Raw genomic sequence first — 7,458 nt, forward strand, 5'->3', positions numbered from 1 at the left:
CTTTCCCCTTGTTTTAGGGTGGAGGCTGGCAAGGGGGTGTGGGGGAAGCCCCCGCATAGCGTAGCTAAATGTTGAGTAAAAGAAATTTTTCAGACGGAAGAACTGGCGGTTTTGACGGTACACTAGCACGAGCAAGCCGACTCCTGGAGAACCTCGTTTTAGGTATGTCGGCTTGGCGAAAGTACAGCACCGCCAAAATTTCGGAATGCAAGGGGTAAAGGGTGGAGATTTTTCGGTGGTCTGTCCGAAAAATACTACCCGAACCTTGCGTGGAGAAAAGCCTTTAAAAGATTAAAGTCATATAAAACCTATCCAATGACACACTCGTGTCCTATGTAGCTGTTAAGACACTGTATAATAATCACAAAGGAGATGATGGCTATGGAATTTGAAGATTCAAAGAAAATTATAAAAGGGGAATTTGATATGAACCGCCCTTGGTATGTAGGATTTGAATACAAAAGAGATTTTGAAAAGAAACCTTTATCTTTGGAGGAAAATGAAAAACTGGTTGATGATCTAATCCAGGTCTTTGAAAAGTATGGAATGCAATGGAAAATGAAATAGACCTCCCTTCGGTTGAGAACGTAGGAGGTCTATTTCCGACTAAATATAAGAGCCAACTCTTAAAGAGTTGTTTAGGCTATTGATGTTCCAGCATCAATAGCCTTTTTGTGTCCGATGGTTCGGCTCATAGGACGTCATTTCCCTTTAATTTTATAACACTCATTTAAAAGATACCAATTTTGTATTTTTCCATTTTCGGTATCTTTTTTTCTGCTGGAAGCGCGAAATCAATTTTTGGCAGGTATTACCCTATGTAGGGATTTTTTTTATTTTTTTTTTAGAAATACTTTAATTTTCAACTACGAGTTTCACCTTGTATATAAGAACCACCTTTTAGATTTAGGCACTAGCGTGCCTGTTAAAGCTTAAAAATTCAAAAACAAGCCAAAAAGTGGTCTTCAAAAACGAACAATCTATTAGGACATATTTTTTTCGTCCACCAATAAAAGGATTAGATTTCTTTTTTTAAAAAGTAGAAACGAAGGGAGTGAAATACTTTGGAGTATAAAGATAAAAATAAGCAAATTAAGATTAGTGCTAGGTTTGTATATGCTTTGGGTTTCCTAGTTCCAGTATCAATCTATGCATCAATAGAATTAATTCAACTGTTTCAGCAATAATATTTCCTTTGGATGCCCTTTAGAAGCTCATATTCGTCTTCTAAGGGCATTGTTTTTTAAAAGATGTAACTAAACTAGTAAATGACTTAAATAACCTTAAAACAGCTTTAAAATGAGTTTAAAGCTGTTTTCCTTCTTATCAGGTATTGGGAAGTGTAGGCTGGGGGGAATTGGCGGTAGCCAAGGGGGTTAGCCCCCTATTGCGTATCTTTTTTAGCTGATCCTCACTCTATGAGCGGAAGAACAGCGGTTTTACAGGCTAAACTTTTTAAACAACGAACGACCGGAATTTCTGTCTCATCAGTACATCGGTTGTTCGGCGTAGCCAATGAAGCCTGTAAAATTTCGTAATACAAGGAGAAAAGGGTGGAGATTTTTTGAGTGGCTTTTTCAAAAAATACTACCCGAACCTTGTATGTAGAAAAGCCTTTTGAAAGAAAATATATGATTAATCAAAGTGTAATTGGTAGCCAAAAAAGAGAAAGAAAAACAAGAATATAAAATAAAAGAAGAGAAGGAGAGAGGAGGGTTTAACCCTTGATATGACTGGTTTTTTTAAAAAAAATCCTAATCAGTTCTTACGTTTTTCCTAATCAGTTCTTACGTTTTTCCTAATCAGTTCTTACGTTTTTCCTAATCAGTTCTTACGTTAAAATAAATCTGTATCAGATTAGAATTTATAATCTTTATTATAAAAAAGATTGCTACTTTTCTAATCTGTGGTAGATTAGAATTAGCTAATTAGAATTGATTGGAGGAGAAGTTTTGGTAATGCTGGAAGCGAATAGAAAACAAATGTCACAGTGGCAAAAAGAAATAATACAAGCTACTCAAAAAAAGAGAGTATCAAAAGAAACTGTCGAAAAGATTATGGATTCAACTACTGGTGAAGTTCTACAAGAAAGATTTGTCCAACAAGTTTATCAAGATAAAGAACCTAACTACGTAAAACTATACATAGACAATCTAATCCTTTTAAACGGGCTTCCAAAAGGCACAACAGATACAATTATGGAATTACTCAAATATATGAGTTATGAAAATACAATCATTTTAAATTCCTATATAAAAAAGGAAATCGCTCAATCTTTAGGCTTTAAAACCGTTCAAAGTCTTGATAACAATATCAATAAACTTGTTAAAAAAGGGATACTAGATCGGATTGGTCGAGGAACTTTTAGAGCAAATGCTTTTCTTTTTGGAAAAGGAGATTGGAACGATATTAAACAAATTCGTTTTGAAATTGTCTTTGGTGAAAATGGAATAGAACAAAAAGCAGATTTTGAATACAGAGAAGAAGTAGCAAGCACTTCTGAAAAATAAAAGCCCCTAGTTCTAGGGGCTTTTATCGTTCCATTTCTGACCCTCTTTGTTGTTGAGGAGGGTTTAACTTTCTTAAAGAATTTTTTTGTAATTCTTCCTTTTTTTCATCTAAAATCTTTATCGTTTCTTTATCGACATTCCTTATATTGAGAAACGATTTAATCCGGTCAAATTGGTAACTTAAAGCTTTACCAACTCTTTCTTTCAAAACTTTAATTTCATTGCTAAATTGAATAACTTGTTTTTTCAAAAACTGATTTTCCGATTTCAATTCTCTATTTTCATTTTGATAAGAAAGATTTTCTATTTTTGTCACATCTAGTTCATTTTGCAAAACTTGCTTTTCCTCACGTTCTTGTTTCAACAAGCTTATAGCCTTCTTTTGATTCTTAACAATATCCAATTCTCTTACTAATTCAACTGCTTTATGCTCTGCTAGTTGATGCAGGTTTTCTACGATTTTTTCATTTTCATTTTCAACATCTTTATAATTTTGACGGATTTTATCTTGTCCAACTTGCATTTCAGTTTTCAGCTGCGTGATTTGTTTTTTACTTTTCTCTAACTCCATTTGAAGATCTTCAACCTGAAATTGATAAGCAACACCACTTGTAGCATAATCCATCAAAGTTTGATAATCCTGTTCCTTCATTGTGACCCTTTTTAAAATCTTAGTGGTTTCAATTTTTTCTATAGGTTTTGTATGCTCATGTATCGCTTCAATTCTGCTCATGGTTTGCTCATATTTCTCTTTAGCTTCTTGCTCCATATTTTTAAAAGTTAAAGCTTTATACTTAGCCGATTCTACATGCTTTCGGCTACTTGATACTCCACGTTCTAAATCAAATCCATCCTTCACTAGATGTTCATGAAACTTATCCTGAAGTTCTACTAACTGTTTTTTCTGACCAAAAAAGTCTTTAGCCGATAAACGGCCATCATCCGTAATTGGTACAAAACCCACATGCATATGAGGTGTCTTTTCGTCTTTATGAACCATTGCATAAGCCATATTCTTTTCACCATATGTATTACAAAGAAATTCATAAGCACTCTCAAAGTAACGTCTTTCTTCACTCTCAGACAGTCCTTCAAAGAACTCTTTATCCGATGTAATCATAAACCCTGCTACTCTTACTGCATCTTTTCTAATTGCCTTTCCAGTCGTCACACCTTCCTCAATCATTTTGTTAATTTTTTCGTTATAATCTACAGGCTTTATATTCACCAAATCATAATTTAAGTGAAGCTTTGATTCATCAATATCAGGATTTGTTTGGCTCTCTTTTTCTCTTTGGTTATGTATTTGAATGCCCTTAATCGCAGGCTGTTTTAGTTTCTGCATATGTAAAATTGCATAGCTCATTTTTGGGGGTACAGCTCCTTCTCTAAAATTGAAAGATTTAAGAGAAGTGTAGCACACTACACTTTGCACGCAAAGTTTCATGTGGTCTGCGACGCTAAAATCCACACCTTGGGCTTTGCCCAAACCCACTGGGGAACTCTTCCCCAGACCCCGTTAATCGAACTCCCCAACCCCTCACTCCTTGAGGGGCTCCCTCGCCGGTAGGCAGCTCAAAAGGTGTTGCCTTTTGAGACACCAAGAGGGTCTTGGTGAAGTTAGTCTGTCAACTCCTTATCCTCCCTTCGGTCCGGTACCGTTGACAGACGCCATACGGGGCTCTCTCGCCTTCTTTTGGTGTTTCCCTTAGTTCTTCCCCTGAAAAGTAAAAAAGACGCTTCAAGAGCGTCTCTCGTTATTCTGGAGATCATCATTATTACCCTTATTACTTTTTTGAAAATGTTCTTTGTAGTATAAATAATCAACTTTATGTTTTGTGGACATTAGTTGAGTTGCTAATATTGCGGTGTAAATTGTAGTCAACCCTAGGGCTACTACAGCTAATAAATTCAAATTGCTTTTATTAATGCTACTGTTACTATTCATGCAAGCTCAGCTCCTTTCTTACTAAGTCATCTTCCTAAATTAGATTCCTTAATATCCTGATTTTTTATTCAAATCCAAGTTGCTCTTAAGCGCCTAATGGTTTTTGTGTCAAATACATATTTTGGAATAAAAATAAAAAAGGAGTGACTTTTATGAAAAAAGCTATATTTTCAGTTTCAATAGTGTTCACCCTATTATTATCCACTCTGAATCCAGCAAATGCACAAGACAATAATAATAATAATAATAATGGTGGTGATTTTTTAGATTCAGAAACAAACATATCTTCAAATAACATTGAGTCTGATATGTCTATCTCAGCATCATCGACACCTAGTTGTAACAACGTTTTTACTCATACCGTCGCTACTGTACCGATGCAAGTTGCAAAAGTTACAGGTGACTATAGAGCTCTATCGTGGGGCTTTAATTTAACCACTACATCTAAAAGATTACTTGGTCCAATCGTAATAGTTTCTATGCCTTCTGCAACAATAAATGGACGGGCTATAAATCCTCCTTATTCACCTCATACACGAGAAGTTACATATAATTTTCATGGTAGCTTAAAAAATTACTCCTATATGGGAGGTAGTTATACTCTCAAAAAAGGTGATACAGTTAACCTTAATTGGTATATAACTAAATCTACAGATCCTTCAAAAGGAGCTTATCGATACGTCAGATGTAAAGTCAGTTAATTGTTTTATAATAAACTAACGAGGTCATTATATGGAAATTAAATGGAAAAAAGAAGACGTTACTTTTGACACATTTAAGGAATCTGAAGTATGGGCAGATTCAATATCAAACGAAATATACGGAAGAACTATAGACGGATATATAACTCCTGATTATAAAATAGCTTATGCTCTTTCATTTTTCCTCGCTTCAATTCCTAACTTCATAGTTCATACAAAAGAAAGCGAAGTAAAAGAATCGATTGTTTATAAAGTTTGGGTAGAGGAGAAAAACATTTAATTTTATCCTCCTGTAATAGATTAATCACGAGACACCTTAATTGGTGTCTTTTTATTTTTAATAAAAAAACGTATCTTACAGCAATGATACTTTTCTATAAATAGCTTCTAGAAGCTCATATTTGGATTTTAAGGCTATTATTTTTTTCGAAATGTATTTAAACAAGCAAATAACTCAAACAATCTCTAAAGCCCTTTAAAACGGTTTGAGAGGGGTTTGTCCTTCTTATCAGGTATTGAGCAGTGAAGGTTGGGGTGAATTGGCGAAAGCCAAGGGGGGCTAGCCCCCCTTTTTCGTTTCTATTTTTAATAAAACCTCTGTTTTAGTACGAAAGATCAGCGGTTTTACAGGCTAAACTTTTTTAACAACGAACGACCGGAATTTCTGTCTCATCAGTATATTGGTTGTTCGGCGTAGCCAATAGAGCCTGTAAAATTTCGTAATGCAAGGAGTAAAGGGTGGAGATTTTTTGAATGATCTTTTCAAAAAATACTACCCGAACCTTGTATGTAGAAAAGCTTTTTGATTAAAGAAGAGAGTATTTTTTTCAGAAAACAGCTATAAACCCTTTGATACCAAGGGATATAGCCGTTTTGGGCACTTAACTTTCTTTAAGTAGTTACTTAACTTTTGTTTAGTGCTCACTTAAATTAAAATTAAGTATTTACTAATTTTTCTTCTTAGTTTATATTTTGGATTATTAAGTGATTACTAAATTATAATTTAAGTGAGGAATTGAAATTATGACAGATAAAAACTTGGAATATCATTCTGAAACTCAAACTTTAATAGGTCAGAAAAAAAGAGAATTGGTAGATACTGAAACTGGAGAAGTAATTCACGTAGATCAAATAACAAAAAGAGTTTATGGAACTAAAAACTTTTGGAAAATGTATTTAATGGACTTTCTAACAGTCTTAGGAATTATAGATAATAAACAATTAGACATTTTTATTTACATAGCAGAAAATACAAACCAAGCGAATAATCTTTTTATTGGGACATATAAACAAATTGCAAAAGATGTTGGTGTATCTGAACCAACAATTGCAAAACTAATGAAAAAACTTCAAGAAAACAACTTCATTAAGAAAAAACAAAATGGTGTTTATATTGTAAATCCAAATATTATGATGAAAGGTAACGATACAAAAAGACAAATTCTTTTGAGTTATTATGAAGAAGAAAAACCATTAAATTCAATTGAAGTTTTAAGAGGAAAACAAAAAGCACTACCTGAAGAAATACAACAAAATGAAATGAAAAAATTGGGGATGAAATAATGATTGAAGGATTAGAATTAACGATTTATTTAAATGATGAAGATATCTCCTTTAGTTTGTCTCCGACACAAACAGAAGTAATATTTAAAGCTTTAGGAATACATATTGATACTAAAGATCAAACAGTTACATCTTTTAGCGATAACAGTTTAAAGAAACATATTCTTCCAAAAATAAATTTTGTACCAATTGACTAATGAAACCTCCAAAGGAGGTTTCATCTTTTATTTTAGTTTCCAATTCATTTCATATTTTTCAAATACCTCGATAAGATTCTTTAATAATTGTTCATTTTCTTCCCAAGATAAAGGCTTTTTTTCATAATCTCGATTATATTCAAATGTCACATTCCACGTACGATTACAGTCCAATGTTCCTTCAATAATTTATCTTGACCTTTCCAATTCATGCATTATCGATCCATCTCCATTCCTCTTGTTATTCTGGAGATCATCATTATTACCCTTATTACTTTTTTGAAAATGTTCTTTGTAGTATAAATAATCAACTTTATGTTTTGTGGACATTAGTTGAGTTGCTAATATTGCGGTGTAAATTGTAGTCAACCCTAGGGCTACTACAGCTAATAAATTCAAATTGCTTTTATTAATGCTACTGTTACTATTCATGCAAGCTCAGCTCCTTTCTTACTAAGTCATCTTCCTAAATTAGATTCCTTAATATCCTGATTTTTTATTCAAATCCAAGTTGCTCTTAAGCGCCTAATGGTTTTTGT

At 33.3% G+C, this 7,458-nt stretch carries 8 protein-coding genes; 6 read left to right on the forward strand and 2 right to left on the reverse strand.

The features are described from left to right. The first annotated feature begins 381 nt into the window (after positions 1-381). Positions 382-567 carry a hypothetical protein gene (locus MKX82_RS30320; protein WP_341082335.1) on the forward strand — a complete coding sequence of 62 codons (186 nt, stop codon included), beginning with the start codon at positions 382-384 and terminating at the stop codon, positions 565-567. A 1,391-nt stretch (positions 568-1,958) separates the two neighbouring features. Further along, positions 1,959-2,510, forward strand: coding sequence for a hypothetical protein (locus MKX82_RS30325; protein WP_341082337.1), 552 nt, complete (start codon positions 1,959-1,961; stop codon positions 2,508-2,510). Positions 2,511-2,532: 22 nt separating this feature from the next. Here the strand turns inward: MKX82_RS30325 and mobV are convergent, their stop codons facing one another. Next, positions 2,533-3,876 carry a MobV family relaxase gene (gene mobV, locus MKX82_RS30330; protein ID WP_341082339.1) on the reverse strand — a complete coding sequence of 448 codons (1,344 nt, stop codon included), beginning with the start codon at positions 3,874-3,876 and terminating at the stop codon, positions 2,533-2,535. A 734-nt stretch (positions 3,877-4,610) separates the two neighbouring features. Between mobV and MKX82_RS30335 the strand changes: the two genes are divergently transcribed. The 4 genes from MKX82_RS30335 to MKX82_RS30350 all read left to right on the forward strand — a co-directional run bounded on the left by MKX82_RS30335 (position 4,611) and on the right by MKX82_RS30350 (position 6,919). Next, positions 4,611-5,159, forward strand: coding sequence for a hypothetical protein (locus MKX82_RS30335; RefSeq protein WP_341082340.1), 549 nt, complete (start codon positions 4,611-4,613; stop codon positions 5,157-5,159). A 37-nt stretch (positions 5,160-5,196) separates the two neighbouring features. Beyond that, positions 5,197-5,439, forward strand: coding sequence for a hypothetical protein (locus MKX82_RS30340; RefSeq protein ID WP_341082347.1), 243 nt, complete (start codon positions 5,197-5,199; stop codon positions 5,437-5,439). Between the two features lie 743 nt (positions 5,440-6,182). Beyond that, positions 6,183-6,722: a replication/maintenance protein RepL gene (locus tag MKX82_RS30345; protein WP_341082341.1), complete on the forward strand. Its 540-nt coding sequence runs from the start codon at positions 6,183-6,185 to the stop codon at positions 6,720-6,722. After that, entirely contained in the window at positions 6,722-6,919 is a 198-nt protein-coding gene (locus MKX82_RS30350) for a hypothetical protein (protein ID WP_341082343.1), read from the forward strand. Before MKX82_RS30345 ends, MKX82_RS30350 begins: the two co-directional genes overlap by 1 nt. A gap of 27 nt (positions 6,920-6,946) precedes the next feature. On the opposite strand, the gene MKX82_RS30355 is transcribed toward MKX82_RS30350, so the two are convergent. Next, positions 6,947-7,093 (reverse strand): hypothetical protein, encoded by a 147-nt coding sequence (locus tag MKX82_RS30355; protein WP_341082346.1) that lies wholly within the window; start codon positions 7,091-7,093, stop codon positions 6,947-6,949. Between the last annotated feature and the right edge of the window lie 365 nt (positions 7,094-7,458).

This window comes from Niallia sp. FSL R7-0271, assembly GCF_038005785.1.
GTDB lineage: Bacteria > Bacillota > Bacilli > Bacillales > Cytobacillaceae > Niallia.

What these genes read in the sequence shown, in the direction of transcription:
- MKX82_RS30320 (WP_341082335.1), top strand. Translation starts at nt 382, where the DNA reads ATGGAATTTGAAGATTCAAAGAAAATTATAAAAGGGGAATTTGATATG.
- MKX82_RS30325 (WP_341082337.1), top strand. Translation starts at nt 1,959, where the DNA reads ATGCTGGAAGCGAATAGAAAACAAATGTCACAGTGGCAAAAAGAAATA.
- mobV (WP_341082339.1), bottom strand. Translation starts at nt 3,876, where the DNA reads ATGAGCTATGCAATTTTACATATGCAGAAACTAAAACAGCCTGCGATT.
- MKX82_RS30335 (WP_341082340.1), top strand. Translation starts at nt 4,611, where the DNA reads ATGAAAAAAGCTATATTTTCAGTTTCAATAGTGTTCACCCTATTATTA.
- MKX82_RS30345 (WP_341082341.1), top strand. Translation starts at nt 6,183, where the DNA reads ATGACAGATAAAAACTTGGAATATCATTCTGAAACTCAAACTTTAATA.
- MKX82_RS30350 (WP_341082343.1), top strand. Translation starts at nt 6,722, where the DNA reads ATGATTGAAGGATTAGAATTAACGATTTATTTAAATGATGAAGATATC.